Genomic DNA, 469 nt, shown 5'->3' with positions numbered 1-469 from the left:
AAGCCCATACGGTATACAACGTTGTCCAGACGACCTTCCAGCAGAGCCAGCAGGTTTTCACCTGTGTTGCCTTTCAGACGTGCTGCTTCTTTATAGTAGTTACGGAACTGACGCTCCAGCACACCGTACATACGGCGAACTTTTTGCTTTTCACGCAACTGCACACCATAGTCAGACAGACGCGGTTTACGCGCACCGTGCTGGCCAGGAGCTTGTTCAATTTTACACTTGGTATCGATCGCGCGAACGCCAGACTTAAGGAATAAGTCGGTGCCCTCACGACGGCTCAGCTTGAGCTTAGGACCCAAATATCTTGCCATTTTCTATCTCCAACTAACCTAAAAAACGGAGCGTTATACGCGACGTTTTTTCGGCGGACGACAACCGTTATGAGGGATCGGAGTCACATCAGTAATATTCGTGATGCGGAAACCAGCGGCGTTCAGAGCGCGAACAGTAGATTCACGAC

The 469-nt window shown here is 50.3% G+C and carries 2 protein-coding genes; both read right to left on the bottom strand.

Annotated features, from left to right (window positions below):
* Nucleotides 1-320: 30S ribosomal protein S4 (gene rpsD / locus GB932_RS00860; RefSeq protein WP_156758906.1), on the bottom strand; the 320-nt coding region annotated here is incomplete at its 3' end.
* Nucleotides 321-353: 33 nt separating this feature from the next.
* On the bottom strand, nt 354-469 hold a 116-nt coding region (gene rpsK / locus GB932_RS00855), incomplete at its 5' end, for a 30S ribosomal protein S11 (RefSeq protein ID WP_147737890.1).

It is taken from the genome of Microbacterium karelineae (genome assembly GCF_009745985.1).
Lineage (GTDB): Bacteria > Actinomycetota > Actinomycetes > Actinomycetales > Microbacteriaceae > Microbacterium > Microbacterium karelineae.
The sequence above is the reverse complement of the archived record's forward strand: the minus strand, read 5'-3'. Positions and strand labels throughout refer to the sequence as shown.